Annotated in this window: 18 protein-coding genes and 2 pseudogenes; 11 read left to right on the top strand and 9 right to left on the bottom strand. The window is 62.9% G+C overall.

Annotation, left to right across the window (positions count from 1 at the left end; all coding sequences use genetic code 11):
- Window positions 1-28 precede the first annotated feature (28 nt).
- From FO488_RS16425 to FO488_RS16405, 5 genes and pseudogenes are all read left to right on the top strand, one after another.
- Window positions 29-1,510 carry a glutamate synthase subunit beta gene (locus FO488_RS16425; RefSeq protein WP_149211548.1) on the top strand — a complete coding sequence of 494 codons (1,482 nt, stop codon included), beginning with the start codon at window positions 29-31 and terminating at the stop codon, window positions 1,508-1,510.
- 427 nt (window positions 1,511-1,937) lie between these two features.
- A complete protein-coding gene (locus tag FO488_RS16420) occupies window positions 1,938-3,215 on the top strand; it encodes a (Fe-S)-binding protein (RefSeq protein ID WP_240732004.1) in 1,278 nt (425 codons plus the stop codon).
- Between the two features lie 140 nt (window positions 3,216-3,355).
- Window positions 3,356-3,918: pseudogene (locus tag FO488_RS16415) on the top strand (helix-turn-helix domain-containing protein).
- 138 nt (window positions 3,919-4,056) lie between these two features.
- Window positions 4,057-5,781 (top strand): acyl-CoA carboxylase subunit beta, encoded by a 1,725-nt coding sequence (locus FO488_RS16410; protein ID WP_149211546.1) that lies wholly within the window; start codon window positions 4,057-4,059, stop codon window positions 5,779-5,781.
- A gap of 33 nt (window positions 5,782-5,814) precedes the next feature.
- Window positions 5,815-8,712: a biotin/lipoyl-containing protein gene (locus FO488_RS16405; protein WP_149211545.1), complete on the top strand. Its 2,898-nt coding sequence runs from the start codon at window positions 5,815-5,817 to the stop codon at window positions 8,710-8,712.
- A 116-nt stretch (window positions 8,713-8,828) separates the two neighbouring features.
- On the opposite strand, the gene FO488_RS16400 is transcribed toward FO488_RS16405, so the two are convergent.
- Window positions 8,829-9,044: a hypothetical protein gene (locus FO488_RS16400; RefSeq protein ID WP_149211544.1), complete on the bottom strand. Its 216-nt coding sequence runs from the start codon at window positions 9,042-9,044 to the stop codon at window positions 8,829-8,831.
- Window positions 9,045-9,209: 165 nt separating this feature from the next.
- Between FO488_RS16400 and FO488_RS16395 the strand changes: the two are divergent.
- From FO488_RS16395 to FO488_RS16370, 6 genes and pseudogenes are all read left to right on the top strand, one after another.
- Window positions 9,210-10,864, top strand: a pseudogene (locus FO488_RS16395) (methylmalonyl-CoA mutase).
- 193 nt (window positions 10,865-11,057) lie between these two features.
- On the top strand, window positions 11,058-11,477 hold the full coding sequence (gene mce, locus FO488_RS16390) for a methylmalonyl-CoA epimerase (protein ID WP_149211543.1): 420 nt from the start codon (window positions 11,058-11,060) through the stop codon (window positions 11,475-11,477).
- Between the two features lie 118 nt (window positions 11,478-11,595).
- The gene (gene rplM, locus FO488_RS16385; protein ID WP_149211542.1) at window positions 11,596-12,024 is read left to right on the top strand and encodes a 50S ribosomal protein L13; all 429 of its coding nucleotides are present in this window, start codon (window positions 11,596-11,598) and stop codon (window positions 12,022-12,024) included.
- Window positions 12,025-12,045: 21 nt separating this feature from the next.
- Window positions 12,046-12,438: a 30S ribosomal protein S9 gene (rpsI, locus tag FO488_RS16380; protein ID WP_149211541.1), complete on the top strand. Its 393-nt coding sequence runs from the start codon at window positions 12,046-12,048 to the stop codon at window positions 12,436-12,438.
- A gap of 243 nt (window positions 12,439-12,681) precedes the next feature.
- Complete coding sequence (gene argC / locus FO488_RS16375) at window positions 12,682-13,722, top strand: N-acetyl-gamma-glutamyl-phosphate reductase (protein WP_149211540.1); 1,041 nt, start codon at window positions 12,682-12,684, stop codon at window positions 13,720-13,722.
- 14 nt (window positions 13,723-13,736) lie between these two features.
- Entirely contained in the window at window positions 13,737-15,545 is a 1,809-nt protein-coding gene (locus FO488_RS16370; RefSeq protein WP_149212230.1) for a YgiQ family radical SAM protein, read from the top strand.
- A gap of 38 nt (window positions 15,546-15,583) precedes the next feature.
- Here FO488_RS16370 and FO488_RS16365 read toward each other — a convergent pair whose 3' ends face one another.
- The 8 genes from FO488_RS16365 to FO488_RS16330 all read right to left on the bottom strand — a co-directional run bounded on the left by FO488_RS16365 (window position 15,584) and on the right by FO488_RS16330 (window position 21,990).
- Entirely contained in the window at window positions 15,584-15,787 is a 204-nt protein-coding gene (locus tag FO488_RS16365; protein WP_149211539.1) for a cold-shock protein, read from the bottom strand.
- Window positions 15,788-16,003: 216 nt separating this feature from the next.
- Window positions 16,004-16,594, bottom strand: coding sequence for a phospholipid-binding protein MlaC (locus FO488_RS16360; RefSeq protein WP_149211538.1), 591 nt, complete (start codon window positions 16,592-16,594; stop codon window positions 16,004-16,006).
- A 13-nt stretch (window positions 16,595-16,607) separates the two neighbouring features.
- A complete protein-coding gene (locus tag FO488_RS16355; RefSeq protein WP_149211537.1) occupies window positions 16,608-17,990 on the bottom strand; it encodes a TolC family protein in 1,383 nt (460 codons plus the stop codon).
- Window positions 17,991-18,005: 15 nt separating this feature from the next.
- Window positions 18,006-18,455, bottom strand: coding sequence for an outer membrane lipid asymmetry maintenance protein MlaD (gene mlaD, locus FO488_RS16350; RefSeq protein ID WP_149211536.1), 450 nt, complete (start codon window positions 18,453-18,455; stop codon window positions 18,006-18,008).
- A gap of 24 nt (window positions 18,456-18,479) precedes the next feature.
- The gene (locus FO488_RS16345) at window positions 18,480-19,226 is read right to left on the bottom strand and encodes an ABC transporter ATP-binding protein (RefSeq protein ID WP_149211535.1); all 747 of its coding nucleotides are present in this window, start codon (window positions 19,224-19,226) and stop codon (window positions 18,480-18,482) included.
- A complete protein-coding gene (locus tag FO488_RS16340; protein WP_149211534.1) occupies window positions 19,223-20,002 on the bottom strand; it encodes an ABC transporter permease in 780 nt (259 codons plus the stop codon). Before FO488_RS16340 ends, FO488_RS16345 begins: the two co-directional genes overlap by 4 nt.
- A 256-nt stretch (window positions 20,003-20,258) precedes the next feature.
- On the bottom strand, window positions 20,259-21,398 hold the full coding sequence (gene hpnI, locus FO488_RS16335; protein ID WP_149211533.1) for a bacteriohopanetetrol glucosamine biosynthesis glycosyltransferase HpnI: 1,140 nt from the start codon (window positions 21,396-21,398) through the stop codon (window positions 20,259-20,261).
- A 1-nt stretch (window position 21,399) separates the two neighbouring features.
- The gene (locus FO488_RS16330) at window positions 21,400-21,990 is read right to left on the bottom strand and encodes a class I SAM-dependent methyltransferase (protein WP_205743296.1); all 591 of its coding nucleotides are present in this window, start codon (window positions 21,988-21,990) and stop codon (window positions 21,400-21,402) included.
- Between the last annotated feature and the right edge of the window lie 23 nt (window positions 21,991-22,013).

The raw sequence follows: 22,013 nt of genomic DNA, 5'->3' as shown, positions 1-22,013 counted from the left end.
TTCAAGCACACGGATATAGGAAAACGACATGGGAAAAAGAACCGGATTTTTGGAATACCAGCGGGAAGTGCCGGCCGACCGGGAGCCGTTGGAGCGGATCAAGGGGTGGAACGAGTTCCACCTGCATATGGAGGACGAGGCCCTGCGCACCCAGGGGGCCCGCTGCATGGATTGCGGCATTCCGTTCTGTCATACCGGGAAGCTCATCAGCGGCATGGCCAGCGGCTGTCCGATCAACAACCTGATCCCGGAGTGGAACGACCTGGTCTACCGCAATCTCTGGCGGCAGGCGCTCGACCGGCTGCACAAGACCAACAACTTTCCCGAGTTCACCGGGCGCGTCTGCCCGGCCCCCTGTGAAGGTTCCTGCACGCTCGGCATCAGCGACCCTCCCGTCACCATCAAGAACATCGAGGTCAGCATTGTGGAGCGGGGCTTCGAGGAGGGGTGGATCGTGCCGGTGCTGCCGCGGCTCCGCACCGGCAAGCGGGTGGCCGTGGTGGGATCGGGGCCGGCCGGCCTTTCGGCGGCGGCGCAGCTCAACCGGGCGGGCCACAGCGTCACGGTCTTCGAGCGGGAGGATCTGCCCGGCGGGCTTCTGACCTACGGCATCCCCAACATGAAACTGGACAAGCGCCAGGTGGTCCAGCGCCGCATCAAGCTGATGGAGGCGGAGGGTATCGCCTTTGTGTGCAATACCGAGATCGGCGGCGCGACCTTCCCGGCGGAACGGCTGCGCAGCGAGTTCGACGCCGTGGTGCTGGCCGTCGGCGCCACGGTGCCGCGCGACCTTCCCGTCGAGGGGCGCGGCCTGAAGGGGGTCCACTTTGCCATGGATTTCCTGACCGCCAACACCAAGGCGCTGCTCAACCGGGACGCCGACGTCATCTCGGCCCGGGACCAGGACGTGATCATCATCGGCGGCGGCGACACCGGCACCGACTGCGTCGGCACCTCGCTGCGCCACGGCTGCCGCTCCGTCACCCAGCTGGAGATCATGCCCCGCTCGCCCGAGGAACGCGCCGCGGACAACCCCTGGCCCGAATGGCCCAAGGTGCACAAGGTGGACTACGGCCAGGAGGAGGCTGCGGCCAGGTTCGGCGCCGACCCGCGGACCTACCTGACCACCGCCACGGGGTTCGAGGGGGACGGGGACGGCAAGGTCACGGCGGTCCGCACCGTCGAGGTCGCCTGGGAAAGGAACGACCGGGGGCAGTTCACGCCCACGCCGGTGCCGGGCACCGAACAGGTGCGCCCCGCGGGGCTGGTGCTGCTGGCCATGGGCTTCCTCGGGCCGGAGCAGGCGCTGCTCGACGCCCTGGGCGTGGAGCGCGACCCGCGCGGCAACGTCAGGGCCGACCATGGGCGATTCGCCACCAGCCTGCCGGGGGTCTTTGCCGCCGGCGACTGCCGCCGCGGCCAGAGCCTGGTGGTCTGGGCCTTCAACGAGGGGCGCGGCGCGGCGCGGGAGTGCGACCGTTACCTCATGGGCTCCACGGAACTGCCGTAAAGCTGGCCCGTGGCGGCCCCGAAGCGGGAGTCTGCCACACCCTTGACTGCACCAACCATGCGCCGGCAGAGGAAGCTTCATGCACCTCTGCCGGCGTTTTTTCATGCCCCCCCCGTGGGGCGCCCCCCCATCCTCCTTCCGACGGCACGCGCCCGAGTGTCCCCGTCCCCTTTCTTGACCGCTGTGGATGGCTTTCCCCATGCCGCAGCCGGGGCGGCGCCACGGCCACGCCGTCCTGCCGCCGTGCTTCGCCGCGCCATACACCGGTAAAAAGACCGGATTAATCGTTTGACAGCCGCCCCGTGCAGTACTAGTCTAGTATCTGATTGTATTTTTGTGGTATTATTAAAAATTCCGTATGGCGCCCCTGTTTCCTGGGGCGGGCATAGGGGCACATTTTGCAGCACAAAGGAAAAGGAACGTATCTGTGGAACACCCCCAAGACCCCCTCAAGCGAGTTGAAAAGGACCTGAAGAAGTGTGTGAAATGCGGCGCCTGCCGGGCAAACTGCCCCGCCTTCACCGCGTTCCAGCGCGAGCCGGCCGTTGCCCGGGGCAAGGTGGCCCTGGCCCAGCATATTCTCAAAAACGACATCGGGCTGGACGACCAGACCTATGTGGCCATGTCCAAGTGCCTTTTGTGCGGCAGTTGCGTGGAGAAGTGCCCCAACGAGGTGCCGACCGACGAGATCGTGGTGGCCGCCCGGGAGGCCCTGGCGCAGCGTCGCGGCCTGACCACCTTCCACGCGGCGGTCGGCCAGGTGATCAAAAACCGCACCCTGATGAAGATGGGTGCCAAGATGGCCGGCCTTCTGGGCCCGCTCTTTTTCAGGAAGGTCCCTGAAACATCGGGGCTGCGGCTGCGCTTTCCGGTGCCGTTCATCGGCAGCAAACGCCACATCCCGGCCATCGCCAAAAAACCGTTTCTGGACCGGCATCCCGAGGTGATCCCCGGCGAACCGGGCAAGCCGCGGATCGTCTTCTTCGTCGGCTGCATGACCAACTTCGTCTATACCGAGATCGGTGAAGCGGCCCTGGCGCTCTTCCGCCACCTGGGCTGCACGGTGATCATCCCCAAGGGGCAGCAGTGCTGCGGCCTGCCGGCCATGTCCGGCGGCGACGTCGCCACCGTGCGCGGGCTGGCCGAAAAGAACCTGGCGGAGCTGGAACGGTACGAAGCCGACTATGTCATGAGCGCCTGCGCCACCTGCAGCGGCGCCCTGCACCGCTTCTACCCGCTGGTGGTGGGCAAGCGCAATCCCGAGCTGCGGGCGCGGCTGGATGCCCTGGCGGCAAAGACCGTGGATGCTTCCCAACTGCTGCACCAACTGGGGCTTCGCCCCGCCGAGACCGGCGAGGGCGACGCGCTGCGCGTGACCTACCACGACCCCTGCCACCTGCGCACCCGCGGCCTGACCAAACAGCCCCGGGAACTGCTGCGGGAAACGCCCGGCATCGAACTGACCGAGATGGAAGGGGCCGACCGCTGCTGCGGCCTGGGCGGCACGTTCAACGTCTACCACTACGGTTCGTCCATGAGCATCAACGACGCCAAGAGCCGCGCCATCATCGCCACCGCCGCCCAGGCCGTGGCCACCGGCTGCCCCGGCTGCATGATGCAGCTTTCCGATGGTTTGAAGCAGCACGGCTCCCGCGTTCCGGTGGTGCATACGCTGCAACTTCTGGCCCGTCACCTGAAACTTTGATACGTCTTTTTATTGTTGCTAAATGTTTTTTATCACCGCTTATATTCTTTGCTCTTGATAAATAATTTTTATTGACATAACAATGCAAATTGTATACAAAGCCCGGCATAAAAATGGGTTCTATTTCTGGTAGGGTATGAATGAGCGACTTCAATATTGGGGCAAAAATCAAAAAATTGCGCCTCGCCAAAAAAATGACCCTTCAGGCGGTGGCCAGGGAAACGGGGTTTTCTCCCGCTCTCATTTCGCAGATCGAGAATAACAACGTCTCCCCCCCATTGCCACGTTGTCCAAGATTGCCAAGTTCTTTGATGTCAAGATCGGGATGTTCTTTGCGGAAGACGAGGAGGAGTGCCGCTTCGAGGTCGTCCGCTCCCACGAGCGCAAGGTCATCCCGCGGGTGATCTCCCGCGCCGGCACCAGCCAGGGCTACTCCTACGAATCGCTTTCCTTCCGCAAGCAGAGCAAGAAGATGGAGCCTTTTCTGCTTACCGTGGCGGAGAAGGCGCTTGAGGAAAATACCTACAGCCATGACGGGGAGGAGTTTCTTTTCGTCATGAAGGGGACGGCCGACCTGCTGCTGGACGACCGCAGGATCACCCTCAACGAGGGAGATTGCGTCTACTTCGATTCCGCCCTGAAGCACCGCCTGCTTTCCAAGGACGGTGAAGAGGTGAAGGTGCTGGCCGTCGTGACGAGATAGTTTTCCCTCCGGGACACGGCCGGGCCGCCCCTGCCGTCCTTCTGTTTTCATGGCAACTTCATACGCAATGACACGACGTGTTTGCTGAATAGAACCTGACGCTGTTGAAAAATCCCCTGTATCGGAAGGATAGCGGAGATGTCCAAGAAAGCGATTAAACCGTCACTGCAAAACCCCTTTGCCCCGCCCGAGGTTGTCAAATTCACGATTCCCGGAGAGATCCCCGGCAAGACCGGCGGCTATGAAGAGGTCATGAAGGAAGGCCACGACCTGATTCACCGCCCCATCCGCTCGGTCAAGATCGACCAGATCGAAAAGCAGCACTTCAAGAAGCGGATGACCGTCTGGGAGAGGATTCGCGTCCTTACCGAAAACGAGCCGAACATCCTGTTCCAGAACTGGGGCAAGAATCTCGACGGCGCCTCCCTGGTCACCGGCATCCTCAATATCCGCGGCCGGGACGTGGCCGTGTACGGCCACGACTTCACGGTCCGGGCCGGCTCCATGGACGCCACCAACGGCAACAAGCTGGCCCGCCTGTTCCAGATGGCCGGGGAAAAAGGCATCCCGCTGATCGGCATGAACGACAGCGCCGGCGCCTACGTGCCGGCGGGGGTCGGCGGCCTTGACGGCTATGCCGAGGCCTTTACGGCGCTCAGGAAGATCAGCGGCGTGGTCCCCAGCATCATGTGCATGTTCGGCTTCAATGCCGGCGGCGGCAGCTACCTCCCCCGCCAGGGGAGTTTCGTGATCCAGCCCGAAGACACGTTCTTCGGCCTGACCGGCCCCGGGGTGGTCAAGTCGGTCCTGGGGGAGGACGTCACCCCGGAGGAGCTTGGCGGACCCAAGGTGCACGGGCTGTCGGGCGTTGCCGACCTCACCGTGGAGGACGAGGTGGGGGCGCTGAGGAGCGCGCTCCAACTGCTCAACTACCTGCCGGACAACAACGGGGTCATGGCCCCCTTCCAGCAGACGAGCGACCCCCTCGACCGCAAGACCTGGGAGATCAACACGCTCCTGAAAAAGGCGTTCAACTCCCCCACCGGTTTCAATACCCCCTTCGACGTGTCGATCATGATCCAGCAGATCTGCGACCACGGCGACTATTTCGAGATGCAGCGGGACCGGGCGCGTAACGCCGTCACCGCCTTCGGCCGCCTGGGGGGCAACGTGGTCGGCTTCGTGGCCAACAACAGCGCCGTGGCCTCCGGCCAGATCGACGTGGACGCGGCCTACAAGATCGCCCGTTTCAACCGTTTCTGCAACATCTACAACATCCCGCTGATCTTCATGGAAGACACCACCGGCTTTCTGCCGGGGCGCGAACAGGAGGCCCGCGGCATCGTCCAGGCCGGCCGCGCCATGCTGGACTCCATCGTCGACATCAGGACGCCGCGCATCCTCCTGATCATCCGCAACGCCTACGGCGGGGCCTATGCCTCCTACAACAACTACCCCACCGGCGCCGACCTGGTGCTGGCCCTGCCGACCACCCGCCTGGCGGTCATGGGGCCGGCCGGCAAGGAGTTCGTCTACAAAGACGAGCTCCGCAAGGTGCGCACCGCGGTTGCCGAGCAGGTGAAACAGGGGACCCAGGAGCGGACCGCCGCCGGCATGGACCCGGGCGAGGCCAAAAAGGAGGCCGAAAAGGACGCGACCGAGTGGCTGAAGGCGCGGGAGGCCGAACTCAACCTCCGCTATGAAAAGGAGCTGATGAACCCCAAGGAAGCGCTCAGTCTGGGCTCCATCTCCTCACTCGTGATGCCCACGGACCTGCGCAAGGTGCTTGGCGAGAATCTGAATTTCTTCCTTCGCCATTACAAGCCTTCGCCCATGCAGGCGGTGCAGCGCGAGTTCCACTAATCTACTTTACGTCGAGATTGGAGATAAAGACCCATGTCACATGCTTCCGATTACTACCTGAGCAACCCCCTGATCCACCGGGACCGCCGCCTGAACAGTGCCGCTTCCGAGTGGGTGCGCTCCTTTTCCTGCGAGGACCTGAAACCGCTCATCGTCTGCCGTGGCCCGATCCGGAAAGAGGCGATGGACGTGTACCAGGAGATGGGCATCACCCACTACGGCATCCTGCTCTCCGAAAAGGATTCCATCGTCTACCCCAATGCCCTGGCCCCCGAACTGCGGCAGTTGACCGATTCCAACCGGGTGCACCGGGTGCCCGACTATACCGGCGCCAGCAAGGAAGAACGGGTGGAGCGCATCCACCAGATCATCGAGATCGCCCTTGACAACGGTTACGACTCGATCTTCGCCGGTTACGGCTTCATGGCCGAGGACGAGGAGTTCGTCGCCGAGATCGAGAAGGCCGGCCTCACGTTCATCGGCCCCTGCGCCAACACCCAGGCCCGCGCCGGCAAGAAGGACGAGGCCAAGCGGACCGCCCTGACGGTGAACGTCAGCGTCACCCCCGGCGTCAACAACGTAACGGCCCTGACCCTGCTCAAGAAACATCCCACCCGGGAGAAGCTCCTGGCGCTGGTCAAGGCCGAGGGGCTCGCCTGCGACGCCAAGGTGCTCAAGGATGCCAAGGTATCGCTCGAAGAGTTGGCCGACCATGTCCTGACCGCCTCCTACGCCAAGGGGATCGACCTCTTTACCATCGAGGAGTTGTGCGCCCAGGTCCAGAGCGAGGTTGCCGAACTGTTCCGCAACTACCCCCGCAACCGTTTCCGCCTGAAGGCCATCGGCGGCGGCGGCAAGGGGCAGCGCATCGTCGGCGCCGCGCTTTTGGCGGCGAAGAATGCCGATGAAAAAATGATCGCCAAGGCGGCCGCCGAGGCTCCGGCCATGGTCCGGGAGATCCTCAACGAGGTCAAGGCCAACGGCGTCGGCGACAACAAGAATATCCTGATCGAGCTCAACATCGAGCAGACCCGCCACAACGAAATCCAGCTCCTGGGCAACGGCGAGTGGTGCATCGCTCTCGGCGGGCGCGATTGCTCCCTGCAGATGCACGAGCAGAAGCTGCTGGAGGTGTCCGTCACCCAGGAAAGCCTGGCCGCGGCCATCGCCCGGGCCAAGAGCGCGGGCAGGAAGGCGGAGGTCACGGCCCTGGAGAGCGACCTGAAGGTGCTCCAGCGGATGGAGGAGGAATCGGCCCGGTTCGGCCAGGCGGTCGGCCTGGATTCCGCCTCGACCTTCGAGTGCATCGTGGATCGGGACCGTCACTACTTCATGGAGGTGAACACCCGCATCCAGGTGGAGCACCGGGTCACGGAGCTCTGCTACAGCTTAAAGTTCGTCAATCCCAAGAACAAAAACGACTTCTTTGTCGTCGAATCCCTGGTGGAGGCCATGGCGCTGCTGGCGCGGCACAAGAAACGCCTCCCCAAGCCGGAGCGGATCGTGCGCTGCAATGCGGCCGTGGAAGCCCGCCTGAACGCCACCGATGCCTCCCTTTCCCCCCACGCCGGCGGCATGATCCGCTACTGGTCGAAGCCGATCGAGGGAGAGATCCGCGACGACCAGGGGATCAGCATGCTGAACCCGGATACCGCCGTCTTCATGAAGTACAAGGTGGCCGGGGCCTATGACTCCAACATCGCCCTCCTCCTGACCAAGGGGGAGGACCGCAGCGCCAGCTACGAGCACCTGTCCGAGGTCCTGCGCAGCACCACCCTGCGGGGCAGTTCCCTGGCGACCAACCTGGAGTTCCATTACGGCCTCGTGAACTGGTTCCTGGGCAGGAACGTCATGGCCAAGCCGACCACCCGCTTCGTGGTCCCCTACCTGACCCTGGTCGGGACCCTGAAGGAGGAGGCCAACAAGCTGGACCCGGTGTACGCCTTCCTGCAGATGAAGAAGCACTACGACAAGCTCGTCTGCGAACAGTACGCCGACCAGCCCGAGGTGTGCGCCAGGGAGCGCAAGCACATGTCGGCCCTCCTGGACCGCAAGGGCACCCTGATCACCCGTCCCATGGAGCGCCTCCTGGAAGACCCGCACCTGTTGTCCGGCTGGCTCAGCATGAACACGATCAACTTCCGCATCGAGAAGGGGCGCGTCATCTGGCTGCGCAATCCCCTCGGCGTCTTGAACGAGACCTACGAGTACCTGCACATGTCCCATCGCCCGCACAAGCCGGCGGCCGAGATCATCTGGGGCCACGACAACGAACTGCTCCAGCAGTCCCTGCATTTCTACCGCACCCTGCGCGAGAAGCTGGGGCTGGCGCGCGACGAATACTTCCAGCTCAACGAGCTGCTGAAAAAGGACCTGCCCCAGGGCGGTTTCGACGCCGAACAGTGGGATCAGATCCGGTCGGCCCACTTCGGCTACGAGGCCGGGCTGGAACTGCTCGGCATGCTGTTCCTGGTGGGGGGCAACACCCGGTTCTGGGACATGCGCGTCCAGGACGACCTGGAGATCGTCATCCCCGATTATCTGACCGATCCGGACCTGCAGGCGCGGATGAAGAAGGTCCTGGTGCCGCCGCCCGCGACCAAGGCCGATGAGATCGTCGCTGCCTGCGGCGGGATGTACTATGGACAGGAAGCGCCGGGACTCCCCGCATTCGTGCATGAGGGGATGCATTTCGAGAAGGATCAGCCGCTCTACATCATCGAGGTCATGAAGATGTTCAATACGGTCAAGGCGCAGTTCTCCGGGACCATCGACAAGATCATCATGGACGGCGGCGACGGGACGATCGTGCAGAAGGGGCAGCCGCTCTTCAAGATCACCCCGGACGAGAAATTCGTCGAGGTGGACCCCAAGGTCCTGGAGCGGGAGAGGCGGGAACGGACGGCCGAGTATCTGAAAGCGGTCATCTGACCGGCCAAGCCGGTTTTCGGGCAAAGAACGGCATCAGGGACCGGAACCGGTCGCGGATTCCCCCGAGGTATCAGCGGACCCCGCCAGAAAGGCGGGGTCCGCTGATTTCGTGGGCGCTAGGACCCGGAGGAGTTGTAGTCGTCCCCTTCCACGCACTCCGATTGTGCCTGCAGGAACGATTTCCGGTTGGGGTCCCTGACGATCTCGACGGCACCGTGATTGACCGACCAGACGGTTCCGCAGGCGCGGCACTCCATGATCTGCTCGGCAAACCCGTCGGTCTGCAGGTCCATGGCGCTGTAGTCGTAGCTGCTGCATGCGGGGCATTTCATGGTCTGCTCCTTTCCGCCGTACATATTGCGGACCGTGGCGATAAGGGGGTAGGTGAGGTATATCTTTAGTATAGCGCCATCGCCCCCCTTTGCATGTAAAAATAAGAACGGATTAATCGAACGCACGGTGGATAGTTCAATCATTTTGGGTGAGGAGATCATCTCATGAGTATTTCCGAAGACAAGAAGGCGTGGCAGGACGGCATCGTTGCAAAAAATCTCGCCAAGGCGCCGGAGCGCAAGCCGGAGTTCCGCACCAGTTCCACTATCGAGATGGAGCGCTGTTTTACGCCGGAATTCGAGTACCCCGGCTATGAAGAACAGCTCGGGTTCCCCGGCCAGTATCCCTACACCCGGGGGGTGCAGCCGACCATGTACCGGGGCCGTTTCTGGACCATGCGCCAGTATGCCGGTTTCGGCACCGCCCGGGAGTCCAACGAGCGCTACAAGTACCTGCTCCAGGCGGGGCAGACGGGCCTGTCCGTCGCCTTCGACCTGCCGACCCAGATGGGGTACGACTCCGATGCGGCCATGGCCGCCGGCGAGGTCGGCAAGGTCGGCGTGGCCATCGACTCCCTGGCCGATATGGAGATCCTCTTCGACGGCATCCCCCTGGACAAGGTCTCCACCTCCATGACCATCAACTCCACCGCCGCCATCCTGCTCTGCATGTACATCGCGGTGGCCGAGAAACAGGGGGTCGCGGCGGACAAGATCTCCGGCACCATCCAGAACGACATCCTCAAGGAGTACATGGCCCGCGGGACCTACATCTATCCGCCCAAGGAGTCCATGCGGATCATCACCGACATCTTCGCCTACTGCAAGGATCATGTGCCCAAATGGAACACCATCTCCATCTCGGGCTATCATATCCGCGAGGCGGGCTCCAGCGCGGTGCAGGAGGTGGCCTTTACCCTGGCCGACGGCATCGCCTACGTGGAGGCCGCCATCAGGGCCGGGCTGAACGTGGACGAGTTCGCCCCGCGCCTGGCTTTCTTCTTCAACTCCCACAACAACCTGTTGGAGGAGGTGGCCAAGTTCCGCGCCGCCCGCCGCATCTGGGCCAGGATCATGAAGGAGCGCTTCGGCGCCAAGGACCCCAAGTCGCAGATGCTCCGCTTCCACACCCAGACCGCCGGCTGCACCCTGACCGCCCAGCAGCCGGACAACAACATCATGCGCGTCACCATCCAGGCCCTGGCGGCCGTGCTGGGGGGGACCCAGTCGCTGCACACCAACTCCCGGGACGAGGCCCTGGCCCTGCCGACCGAGGACTCGGTGCGCATCGCCCTGCGCACCCAGCAGGTGATCGCCCATGAATCGGGCGTGGCCGATTCCATCGACCCCCTGGCCGGCTCGTTCCTGGTGGAATCCATGACCGACCAGGTGGAAAAGGCGGCCATGGAGTATATCGACAAGATCGACAAGCTGGGGGGGCGGTGGAGGCCATCTCCCGCGGTTTCCAGCAGAAGGAGATCCAGGACTCGGCCTACGCCTATCAGAAGGCCATCGAATCCGGCGACATGGTCATCGTGGGGGTCAACAAATTCACCGTCCAGGAGCCGCCGCCCGCCGGCCTGCTCAAGGTCAAGGAAGAGGTGGAGATCTCCCAGAAAGCGTCCCTGGGCGCCATGAAGGCCGGGCGGGACGCCGCGGCGGTGCGGGCGGCCCTGGGCGCGCTGGAAACGGCCGCCCGGGGGGCCGACAATCTCATGCCCCACATCCTGAAGGCGGTCAAGGCCTATGCGACGCTGGGAGAGATCGCGGACGTCTTTAGGGAGGTCTTCGGCAAGCACCACGAAACCGTGGTGCTTTAGGAGGCTGTTGAAAAACAGCCATCAGGCCTTCTTCCTCGAACGCCCTTTCGTGCGGCGTAGCGCCCGGCCTTCGCAGCCAACGCTGCTTCGGCGGAGTAGGCCTGCTACGCCTCCTCGTAGCTTTCTGCGGGTGCGACGATCTGACTATTTTTGAACAACCTGGGTTTTTACAACAGCCTGCTAGGAGCGCATTATGCTTACTAAGATCAACCATATCGGCATTGCCGTGCGGTCCCTCGATGAGACCCTGCCGTTCTACCGGGACAACCTGGGGATGGCCTTTGCGGGTATCGAAGAGGTCGTCGAACAGAAGGTGCGGGTCGCCATGTTGCAGGTGGGCGAATCCAAGATCGAGCTCCTGGAGCCGACCAGCGAGGAGAGCCCGGTGGCGAAGTTCCTGGAAAAGAACGGCCCCGGCATCCATCATCTGGCATACGAGGTGGAGGACATCGAGGCCGCCATCGCCCGACTGCTGGCCGACGGCGCGCGGATGATCGACGAGCGGCCGAGAAACGGCGCCCATGGGACGCGGATCGCCTTCGTGCATCCCAAAAGCAGCAACGGCGTCCTGACGGAGCTGTGCCAGCCAGGTTGCGAAAATCCACGGTCTTGAATTTAAATTCAACCCGGCAGATTTTTTTATTGACACGTAACCATTCTTTCAGTAAGTTACATCTCTTCGAAAAAACCATGGTCTGCTCTTGGCAGATCGTGCAGTATGTGAGGAAGCTATGAAAACCGAAGTTGCAAAAGCGGAAAACGTAAAACGTGACTGGTATGTGGTGGACGCACAGGACGCCGTATTGGGGCGCCTTGCCACCCAGATCGCCAATGTGCTGCGCGGCAAGAACAAGGCCATTTTCACCCCCAGCGTGGACACCGGCGATTTCGTCATCGTGGTGAACGCCGAGAAGATCGCGCTGACCGGCCGCAAGCTGGACGACAAGGTCTACTACAGCCATACCGGTTTTCCGGGCGGCCTGAAAGAGATCACCGCCGGCAAGCTGCTGGAGAAAAAACCGGAAGACATCATCCGCAAGGCTGTCAAGGGCATGCTCCCCAAGAATAAACTTGCCCGGCACATGCTCAAGAAGCTCAAGGTCTACGCGGGCGCCAGCCATCCCCACGACGCCCAGCAGCCCAAGAACCTGGCATTTTAATACTCTGAGGAGATATACGATATGGCAGCAGTCAGCTATTATGGCACAGGAAAGCGCAAAAGCTCGATAGCCCGCGTATGGCTCAAGCCGGGCGCCGGCAAGATCACCGTCAACGACAAGACCCTGGACGAGTACTTCGGCCGCGAGACCTCCAAGATGGTCGTGCGTCAGCCGCTGGAACTGGTGGAGAAGGTCGGCGTGTACGATATCTATGTGACGGTACAGGGCGGGGGCGACTCCGGCCAGGCCGGCGCCATCAAGCACGGCATCACGAAAGCCCTGCTGGAGACCGACGCCGAACTGCGCGGCGTGCTCAAGAAGGCCGGCTTCATTACCCGCGATTCCCGCGTGAAAGAGCGCAAGAAATACGGCAAAGCCGCAGCCCGCGCACGGTTCCAGTTCTCCAAGCGTTAATCGCTGGATTACACCGCACTGGTATGGTAGAAGGGGAAATCCGCAAGGGTTTCCCCTTTCGTTTTTTCAGGATCGAAGAGCACTCGTTGACTTTTGAAAAACTCAGGTTGTTCAAAAATAGTCAGATCGTCGCGCCCGCAGAAAGACCCGCGGAGGCGTAGCAGCGCTACGCCGCACAAGGAGGCTTTCGAGGACGGCGGCGAGATGGCTGTTTTTCAACAACCCCCAAGAAGGAGGCTTGCCATGTTGAACGTCGCCATTGTCGGAGCCAGCGGCTACACCGGCCTGGAACTGATCCGCATCCTGTACTGCCATCCCGAAGTCGCCGTGACCTGCCTCACCTCCGAGCAGAGCGCCGGCAAGCGGATCTCCGAGGTTTTCCCCACCTTGCGGGGCCGCTGCGACCTGGCGCTGGAGAACCTTGAGCCGGTGCGGGTTGCGGAGAAGGCCGACGTCGTCTTCACGGCCCTGCCCCACAAGGCGGCCATGGAGGTGGTGCCCACCTTCCTGAAGCTGGGCAAAACGGTGATCGACCTGTCGGCCGACTACCGGCTCTCCGACCCGGATGTCTACGGGGCGTGGTACGAAAAGCACCTCAACCCGGTCAACCTGAAGAAAGCGGTCTACGGTCTGCCGGAGATCAGGCGGGCCAAGGTCAGGGGGGCTCGCCTGGTGGCCAACCCGGGCTGTTACCCCACCAGCATCATCCTCGGCCTGGCGCCGCTCTTGAAAAAGGGGCTGATCGACCCGGACAGCATCATCGCCGATTCCGCCTCGGGCACGAGCGGCGCTGGCAGGTCGGCCAAGGTGGACAGCCTGTACTGCGAGGTCAATGAAGGCTTCAAGGCCTACGGCGTCGGCGGCGCCCACCGGCATACGCCGGAGATCGAGCAGGAACTGTCGCTTTTGGCCGGGACGGAGCTCAAGATCACCTTTACCCCGCACCTGGTTCCCATGGATCGGGGGATACTCTCCACCATGTACGCGACCCCGGTGAAGGAGGCGACAACCGAGAAACTGGCCGCCCTCTACCGGGAGTTCTACAGCGGCGAACCCTTCGTGCGGGTGCTTCCCCCGGGGAGCCTCCCCTCCACCGCTTTCGTGCGGGGCTCCAACTTCTGCGACATCGCCCCCCTGGTGGACGGCCGCACCGGCCGGATCATCGTGGTTTCGGCCATCGACAATCTGGTCAAGGGGGCCTCGGGCCAGGCGGTGCAGAATATGAACCTCGCCTGCGGCTTCCCGGAGACCCTGGGGCTGGAAGGGCTGGCGCTCTTCCCGTGACCCGGCACCTGCCCATGGATCTGGCCGAAGCGCGGGCCAGGGGATGGAACGAACTGGACGTGGTCTTTGTCTGCGGCGACGCCTACATCGACCACCCGGCCTTCGGCATCCCGCTCTTGGCCCGCTGGCTGGAGGCCCACGGCTTCCGGGTGGGGATCATCCCCCAGCCGGACTGGCGCTCCAAGGAGCCGTTCATGGCGCTGGGGCGCCCGCGGCTGTTCTTTGCCGTGGGCGCCGGGGCCATGGACTCCATGGTGGCCCACTACACCCCGGCCCGCAAGCTGCGCCACGATGACGCCTATACCCCGGGCAACCGCCACGGGGCCCGCCCCAACCGCGCCACCATCATCTACACCTCGCGCCTGAAGGAAGCCTATAAGGATGTGCCGGTGGTCATCGGCGGCATCGAGGCGTCCCTGCGCCGTTTTGCCCACTACGACTTTTGGGAGAACAAGGTGCGCCGGTCGCTGCTCCTGGACGCCAAGGCCGACCTTTTGATCTACGGTATGGGGGAATCCCCCCTTTTGGAACTGGCCAGGCGCATGGCCGGCGGCGAACCGTTCGGAGAGATCCGCAACCTGCGCGGCACCTGCCATGTCGTGGGGAAGGGGGGTGACGTCCCGGCGGACGGGGAACGTCTTGTCATCCCCTCCTACGACGAGGTAGCCGTCGACAAGAGGAAGTTCGCCGAGGCGTTCCGCCTGGTCTACCGGGAGCAGAACCCCTTCTCCGCCCGGACGGTCGTCCAGCCCCACGGCGACCGCCTGCTGGTGTGTAATCCCCCGGCCTTCCCCCTGAACCAGGCGGAGCTGGACCGGGTCTATGCGCTCCCCTTCGAAAAGTCGCCCCATCCCTCCTACCGCGAACCGATACCGGCCTGGGAGCAGATCAAGACATCCATCACCAGCCACCGGGGCTGTTTCGGCGGCTGTGCCTTCTGCGCCATCGCCCTGCACCAGGGGAAGGTGATCCAGTCCCGCAGCGAAGCCTCGATCGTCGCCGAGGTGGATGCCATGGTCCGCCAGGGATGGTTCCGGGGCAGCATCAGCGACGTGGGCGGGCCGACCGCCAACATGTACGGCCTCGCCTGCAAAAACCCAGCGGCCATGCGGGCCTGCCGCCGGGAGAGCTGCATCTATCCCGCCGTCTGCGCCCATCTGGATACCGCCGACAAGCGCGCCGTCGCCCTCCTGCAGCGGGTGCGGAGCCACCAGGGGGTCAAACACGTGGCGGTCTCGTCGGGGGTGCGCTACGATCTGCTGGAACGGCAGCCGGGCTATTTCCGGGAACTGGTGGGGCATCATGTGAGCGGGCTGCTCAAGATCGCCCCCGAGCATCTTGCGGAGCATGTCACGGCGCTGATGCGCAAGCCGGGGCGAAAGGCCTTCGAACGCTTCCTGGCCCGTTTCCGCGAGGAAAGCATCCGCCTCGGCAAACGGCAGCACCTCATACCCTACCTGATTTCGGGCCATCCCGGGTGTACCGTGGCGGACATGCTGGACCTGGCCCTGGCGCTCAAAAAACTGGGGCTGGCCGTCGAACAGGTTCAGGATTTCACCCCCACGCCGGGAACGCTCTCCACCTGCATGTACTACACCGGCATCGACCCGGAAAACGGCAAGCGGGTGCATGTTCCGGCCAGCGACCGGGAGAAGGGGCAGCAGAAGGCGCTCCTGCTCTGGCATCAGCCGGGGGAGAGGGGCAAGGTGCTGGAAGCGCTCAGGGAGATGGGGCGCGAGGATGCGGCGGCGCTGCTGGGGGTGGCGGGCAGGATGCCGGGCGGGCCGCCTGCCCCGAAGCCGAGGACAAAAAAAACCCGCTGAGGTGTCAGCGGGTTTTCGGGTTGCATGGGGTGCCGAAATTACTTGATTTTGTTGACGTTGGAAGCCTGGAGCCCCTTGGGACCCTGGGTGATGTCGAAGGTGACCGCGTCGCCTTCGGCGAGGGATTTGAAGCCTTCGCCTGCGATGGCGGAGAAATGTACGAATACGTCCTCGCCACCTTCCTGCTCGATAAAGCCGAAACCTTTGGTGTCGTTAAACCACTTAACCTTGCCCTGTGCCATTTTCCTACCTCCTTTTTTCTCCGGTCCTTCGCCGGAACAGATGGGTTACCGCTTAAGTTTCCGGAGTCTTGATGCAGGAAAACCGCCAAGCTTGGTAAAACTTGATACTGCAACGTTCTGCAAAAACTTCCGAAACTTGCTGCCCGTGTCGTTTATCATAGACCTAAAGCGCGTGTCAAGTACTTTTAACGATAAAATTCGTGCCTTGTTACGCTGTTACGGGGCCTTCAGTTCGTCGGTTTTCGTCTGGAGTTTTTTCACCAGTTCATTATAGCCGTTGGTGGTGATGATCTTGTTGAACTGGGTGCGGTAGTTGGAAACCAGGCTGACCCCTTCGATGACCACGTCGTACACCATCCATTTGCCGTTTTCCTTGATCAGGCGGTAGTCTAGGGAATATTCGTCGCGTTTCGGGGTGATCACCTTGGACCTGACCTCGGCATGGTCGCCATCGACGGTCTCCTTCAGGTACGCGATCTTTTCGTTGTTGTAGGACTCGATCTTGCCCGCATAGGAGTTTTCCAGGAGCGAGGCGAAGAGGTCGGTAAACTGCCTGCGCTCTGCCGGGCTGCGCTGGTTCCAGTGCTTGCCGAGGGAGCGCTTGGCCATTTCGGAATAGTCGAAGATGACACTGATGGTCCTCTTGAGGGCCTGGCGCCGCTCCCGGTCATGCTTCTTCAGGTTTTTGTCGGAGACCACGCGGACCACCTCGTCCACGGTCTTTTTCACATCGTCGGTAACCCCGGCAAAGGCGGTGCCTGCCAGGAAGATCCCGGTGATGATAGCCACTGCGTAACGTTTCAGCATTGCTTCCTCCCGCTTATTTGGTGCCGTCCAGGGGCGTTTCGCCGACGGCGTAATCCAGGTTGGCCCTGGCAATCTTGTAGTTGTAGATGGACTGGAAATAGGCGGCGCGCATGCGGGCGTAGGACTGCAGGGCGTCGAATATCTCCTTGGCGGGGCCGACGCCGAAATCGAAGTTGGCCAGGGCCGCCACCGCCCACTTTTTCCCGCTGGAGTAGGCCGACTGGGTCGCCGTGACGCTCTGTTCGGCCTCCTTCAGGTCCAGGTAGAACTTTTTGATCTGCAACGGAATGTTGGCGTCGGCAAATTCCTTGGTGCTGAGCAGCCGGTTGTACTGGGCCCGCTCCCCCGCCACCTTGGCGCCGGTGATGCCGAAGTCCAGTTTCCAGCGCAGCCCCAGGGCCGCACCGCCGTAAAAATGCTGGTACTGGTCGGTGATATAGGGGTTGTTGATGTGGTCGCGGCCGGCGGAGTAGGCCCAGGAGACCAGGCCGCCCAGGAAGACGTCGGGGTAATAGTTGGCCTTTGCCGCCTCCACCAGGGCGGCCCGGGCCTTGAGACCCTCCGAAATCTGGCGGAATTCGGGGCGTCGCGAGCGGGCCCTGTCGACAAAAACGTCATAGGCGGGGACCGTCTCCTCGTCCATGGTCAGTCGCTCGCTGCCGATGTCCAACGGGGTGGCGGCGGGAAGCCCGAGGCGCGTCCTGAGTGCCGCCAGGGCCAGCTTTTCCCCCTTCTGGGCCTCTTCCAGCAGTTTGGCTACCTCGCCGGAGAAGGCGTCCAGTTTGTAGATATCGATCTGATCCACCGATTCGGAACCTTCGTCGAGGAGTTTCTGCGCCTTCTTGCGTGCCGTGGCCAGGCTCTCCTGGACCTCGAGCACCACCTCTTTCAGTTCCCGGGCCAGCATCAGGCCGTAATAGTACTCCCGCACCTTGAGGGTGATCTCGTTGGCGCGCTGCTCCTTGCGGGAACGGTCCACCTCGATGCCGTGGCTGGCGGCCTTCATATTTTCCGAGATCTTGCCGAAGGTGTAGAGCGGCTGGATCAGCGTGGCGTCGGCGCTGGAAAACCAGGTGAGCTTGCCGAGCCTGGTGCTTCTGTCGGTGGCGATCGTGGGGGTAATATCCTGGGCCCGGGCCTGGGGCGCCGGGCCCAGCAGGCTCAGAACCTCGACCTGGGGATAGCGGTAGGATTTCGCTTCGTCCAGTTTGCTGGCGGTCTGCTCGATGTCGGCCTGGGCCTCGCCCAGTTCCGGCGCTGCTTTCAGGGCCATGCGGATGCAGTCGTTCAGCCCCAGCACCAGCTTGCCCTGCGCGCCATCCTCTGCGGCGTGGCTGCTGGGAAGGGGGGCAACGAGCGCACCTGCGATCAAAAGCGATGTGAAGAGCGATTTCATGGCGCTTCCCCTGGGTCAGACCTTGCCGTGGATGAATTTACTGACCAGTTCTTCGATGTCGATGGCGGATTCGGTCTCACGGATCGTGTCGTTGTTCTTGAGAAAATGGTCGGAGCCGCCCGGCTTGAGCTTGATGAACTTGTCGCCGATGATGCCGCTGGTGCGGACGGAGGCGATGACGTCGTCGCCGATCCTGGTGCCGCTTTTGATCTTGAGGTAGGTCCGGGCCTGATCCCACCCTTTGGGATCGAGTTCAATGCGGTCCACCTTGCCGATCTCCACGCCGGCGATCTCCACCCGCGCCCCCGGCTTCAGTCCCGAAACCGAGTCGAATTTGGCCGAAACCGTGTAGTAGTCGCCCCCAACCAGCTCCATCTTGCCGAGCTTGACCGAAAGGTAGCCCAGGCAGAGTATGCCGATGATCATGAATGCGCCGACCATCATTTCCAATTTTGCCATGTTCATGGTTCCTGCTTCCTTACTCTAGTTTTACACCATATGTATGGGGCCGTCCAGGCTTCCACTGATGAATTGGCTGACGACCGGGTGGGTTGAATCCCGGATCTCGTCCGGCGTCCCGTGCTGGAGGATCTTTCCCTGGTAGAGCATGGCCACGTTCTGGGCGATATCGAAAATCTCCGGTATCTCGTGGGAAACGATCACCGCCGTAAAGCCGAATTTGGCATGGGTCTCCCGGATCAGGTGATGAATGGCCCGCTTGATGACCGGATCGAGTCCGGTGGTCGGCTCGTCGAAGAGGATGATCTTGGGATTGAGCACCACCGCCCGCGCCAGTCCCACCCGTTTCTTCATGCCGCCGGAGAGCTCGTCCGGGAACTTGTTTTCCACGTTCTTGAGCCCCACGTCCTCCAGGGCCGAAAGCACCCGCCGGCGGATCTCCTCCCCGGACAGTTTCGTCTTCTCCTGGAGCGGGAAGGCCACATTCTCGAACACGCTCATGGAGTCGAACAGGGCCGCGTTCTGGAACAGCATGCCGAACTTCTCCCGGATGCGGTTCAGCTGGGAGCGTCGCAGGCCCTGGATGTTCTCGCCGTCCACCTCGATGGTGCCGCTGTCCGGCTGCAGGAGACCGATGATGTGCTTGAGCAGGACGCTCTTCCCCTCGCCGCTGGGGCCGATGATGGCCGTGATCATTCCCGCGGGGATCTCCAGGTCGAGGCCGTCGAGAACCTTCTGAGCGCCAAAGGATTTATGTACGTCGGTCAGTTTGATCATAAGAGTATAGAGGTCAGGAAATAGTCCCACACCAGGATGATGACGGAGGTCAGTACGACCGATTCCGTTGTGGCCCGCGATACGCCTTCGGCGCCATGGCCGCTGAAATAGCCCTTGTAGCAGCCGATCCAGGCGATGATGACTCCGAAAGAGAATGATTTGACGATGCCGGAAGAGATATCGCGCCACTCCACCGATTTCTCCATCTCGTAGAAATAGGCGCCGGGATTGACTCCCAGCAATTTGACCCCCACCAGCCAGCCCCCGTAGATGCCGACCACATCGAAGAGGGCGCACAACAGCGGCAGCGAGATCATGGCGGCGATGAACTTCGGGGTGATCAGGTACTTGAAGGGGTCCAGCGCCATGGTCTCCATGGCGTCGATCTGCTCGCTGATGCGCATGATGCCGATCTCGGCGGTAATGGCGCTGCCGGCCCGGCCGGTCACCATCAGGGCCGACAGTACCGGCCCCAGTTCGCGGATCAGGGAGAGGGCCACGGCGGTTCCCAGCATCCCCTCGGAGCCGAATTTGGCCAGGGTGTAATAGCCTTGCAGGCCCAGAACCATGCCGGTGAAAGCGGCGGTCAGCACGATGACGAACAGCGACTTGGTGCCGATGAAGCGCATCTGTTTGAGTATGTAGCGGGGTCGTCCCGGCCGGCGGGCGATCATGTAGAGGGAGTAGAGGATGAACCACCCCATCCTCCCCAGGTCCCGCACGTATGTTATTGTCAGATGGCCTAAGGCCTGGACCGGAGTGAACACGCCGCACATCCTTTGAAATGAATAAACGGTACTTTATACGACTGTTGCCGGGACCTGTAAAGCAGGTACCATTGTTGAATGAACAGTCATTCATATTTATAGTGGTCACACGGCCATTTGTCAAGCACTTCATGCAATTTCCCCAATCAGGGGAATCATGCAGCGGCAAAGACGGCGGTCAAACGGGGGGCTGCGGGAATCGCCTGCTCGCCGTGCTGCGTGGCTATCCCGCATTGGGTATGAGTACGGCGGGACATCGGCGTGGTCAGGCCAACTCCTCGATCTTGCCGCCCGGCCTGAGGCGAAAGCGGCTGCCGCGCCATTCGACGCGATTGCCCAGAAAGGAGAGCGCCCAGGTGAAGAAGGCCAGCATGTCCCGGAGCGGGATCAGCCAGAGCCAGGCGGGGAGGAGGCCGTCGCGGACGAAGCAGCGGCTGAAGGCGGTGGTGACGGCCAGGCGCACGCCGTAGAGCAGGGCAATGGCGGCCAGGGCCAGGGGGAACGACGGGGCGACGAATGCCGCCAGGAGCGCCCCGGGAAAGGGGAGGGTCATGCCGGACGCCAGGTAGCCCCCCGGCCTGCTGGCCCGCATGGTGCGGGCCCAGCGCAGTTGGCGCGCGAGCACCGGCAGCAGCTCTTCCGCCCTGAGCATGCTTTCCACGAAGGTGCCGTCCAGGGCGATGTGCCACCCGGCGCGGTGGACCTTGTTCCCCAGTTGGTAGTCGTCGGCCAGATAGTCGGCCAGGGCCTCGAAACCGCCGATCGACGCCAGGGCCTCGCGCCGTACGGCCATGGAGGCGCCCAGAGCGAAGGAGAGCCCCTCCAGGTGGAGCGCCACCAGGACGTTGGGGATCATCTCGGCGGTAAAGCCGGTCGCCTCGATGGCCGCGGCGATGGTGGGAACGCTGGAGGTGCGGTAGAGCGAGGTGACCAGCCCGACCCGGGGATCGCTGAAACGGGCGGTTACGCTTTTCAGGTAGTCCGGGGGCACACGGATGTCGCTGTCGCAGACGATGATGATGTCGTGACGGGCCTGGGGGAAAGCGTTGATCAGGTTGGACACCTTGTAGTTGGGCCCGTGGAGGGCCGGGTTGATCACCAGGGAGATGCGGTCGCCGCCGAACTCCTCCATGAGCCGGCGGATGACCGGGATGACCGGATCGTCGGCCGATGCGGCGGCAAACAGCATCTGCACCGGGCCTGCGTACTCCTGGCGGCAGAAGGAGGCGAAATTCTCGTAACTGCCGGCGTCCATCCCCTTGACCGGTTTCAGGATGGTCACGGCCGGGGCCTCCGGCGAGCGGGGCGGCGGCACGGAGAAGAAGCGCCGGGCGCAGGCAAACGCAATCAGGCTGTAGGCCAGGGACGGCAGGATGACGATGAAGGGGAGCAGGGGCCGCAGCACGTCACACCCCCTTCTGGGCGATGACGACGTAGGGCGCATCGGCCGTGGCATTGGTCTGCCCCATGCGCCAGACGTGGAACAGGGGCGCCTGGAGGCGCGCCGCCCATTCTTCCACCATATGCCGCTCGGCGTCGCCCCCCTTGTGGCCGGGGTAGACGGTCAGGGCCACGATGCCGCCCGGGGCCAGGAGGCTTTGGGCCTGTTCCAGGGCCGCCGCGGTGGTTGCCGGGCGGGTGATGATGCTGCGGTCGCCCCCCGGCAGGTAGCCCAGGTTGAAAACCACGGCGCTCAGGCCGGCTTCGAGCCGCCCGGCCATGGTCTCGTGCCCCGCGGCCACCAGCGTCACCCGCTCCCCAAGCCCGTGTGCCGCCAGTTTGCGGGCGGTGCCGTCCACGGCCTCCTGCTGGATGTCGAAGCCCCAGACCCGGCCGGTGGGCCCCACCAGCTCCGCCAGCAGAAGCGTGTCGTTGCCGTTGCCGCAGGTGGCGTCGACGGCCCGGCCGCCGGAGCGGACGAAGTGCCGCAGCAGCAGGTGCACCAGCGGTACGGGGCCGCGCAGCCGGGTGATGTCGTGAAGCGGTTCAAGACTCATGGCGGCAGAGGGTACCAGAGTCG

This window comes from Geobacter sp. FeAm09, from assembly GCF_008330225.1.
GTDB lineage: Bacteria > Desulfobacterota > Desulfuromonadia > Geobacterales > Pseudopelobacteraceae > Oryzomonas.
The sequence above is the reverse complement of the archived record's forward strand: the minus strand, read 5'-3'. Positions and strand labels throughout refer to the sequence as shown.

Coding starts and splice junctions, on each gene's coding strand:
- FO488_RS16425 (WP_149211548.1), top strand. CDS start 29: ATGGGAAAAAGAACCGGATTTTTGGAATACCAGCGGGAAGTGCCGGCC.
- FO488_RS16410 (WP_149211546.1), top strand. CDS start 4,057: ATGTCCAAGAAAGCGATTAAACCGTCACTGCAAAACCCCTTTGCCCCG.
- FO488_RS16405 (WP_149211545.1), top strand. CDS start 5,815: ATGTCACATGCTTCCGATTACTACCTGAGCAACCCCCTGATCCACCGG.
- FO488_RS16400 (WP_149211544.1), bottom strand. CDS start 9,044: ATGAAATGCCCCGCATGCAGCAGCTACGACTACAGCGCCATGGACCTG.
- mce (WP_149211543.1), top strand. CDS start 11,058: ATGCTTACTAAGATCAACCATATCGGCATTGCCGTGCGGTCCCTCGAT.
- rplM (WP_149211542.1), top strand. CDS start 11,596: ATGAAAACCGAAGTTGCAAAAGCGGAAAACGTAAAACGTGACTGGTAT.
- rpsI (WP_149211541.1), top strand. CDS start 12,046: ATGGCAGCAGTCAGCTATTATGGCACAGGAAAGCGCAAAAGCTCGATA.
- argC (WP_149211540.1), top strand. CDS start 12,682: ATGTTGAACGTCGCCATTGTCGGAGCCAGCGGCTACACCGGCCTGGAA.
- FO488_RS16370 (WP_149212230.1), top strand. CDS start 13,737: ATGGATCTGGCCGAAGCGCGGGCCAGGGGATGGAACGAACTGGACGTG.
- FO488_RS16365 (WP_149211539.1), bottom strand. CDS start 15,787: ATGGCACAGGGCAAGGTTAAGTGGTTTAACGACACCAAAGGTTTCGGC.
- FO488_RS16360 (WP_149211538.1), bottom strand. CDS start 16,594: ATGCTGAAACGTTACGCAGTGGCTATCATCACCGGGATCTTCCTGGCA.
- FO488_RS16355 (WP_149211537.1), bottom strand. CDS start 17,990: ATGAAATCGCTCTTCACATCGCTTTTGATCGCAGGTGCGCTCGTTGCC.
- mlaD (WP_149211536.1), bottom strand. CDS start 18,455: ATGAACATGGCAAAATTGGAAATGATGGTCGGCGCATTCATGATCATC.
- FO488_RS16345 (WP_149211535.1), bottom strand. CDS start 19,226: ATGATCAAACTGACCGACGTACATAAATCCTTTGGCGCTCAGAAGGTT.
- FO488_RS16340 (WP_149211534.1), bottom strand. CDS start 20,002: ATGTGCGGCGTGTTCACTCCGGTCCAGGCCTTAGGCCATCTGACAATA.
- FO488_RS16330 (WP_205743296.1), bottom strand. CDS start 21,990: ATGAGTCTTGAACCGCTTCACGACATCACCCGGCTGCGCGGCCCCGTA.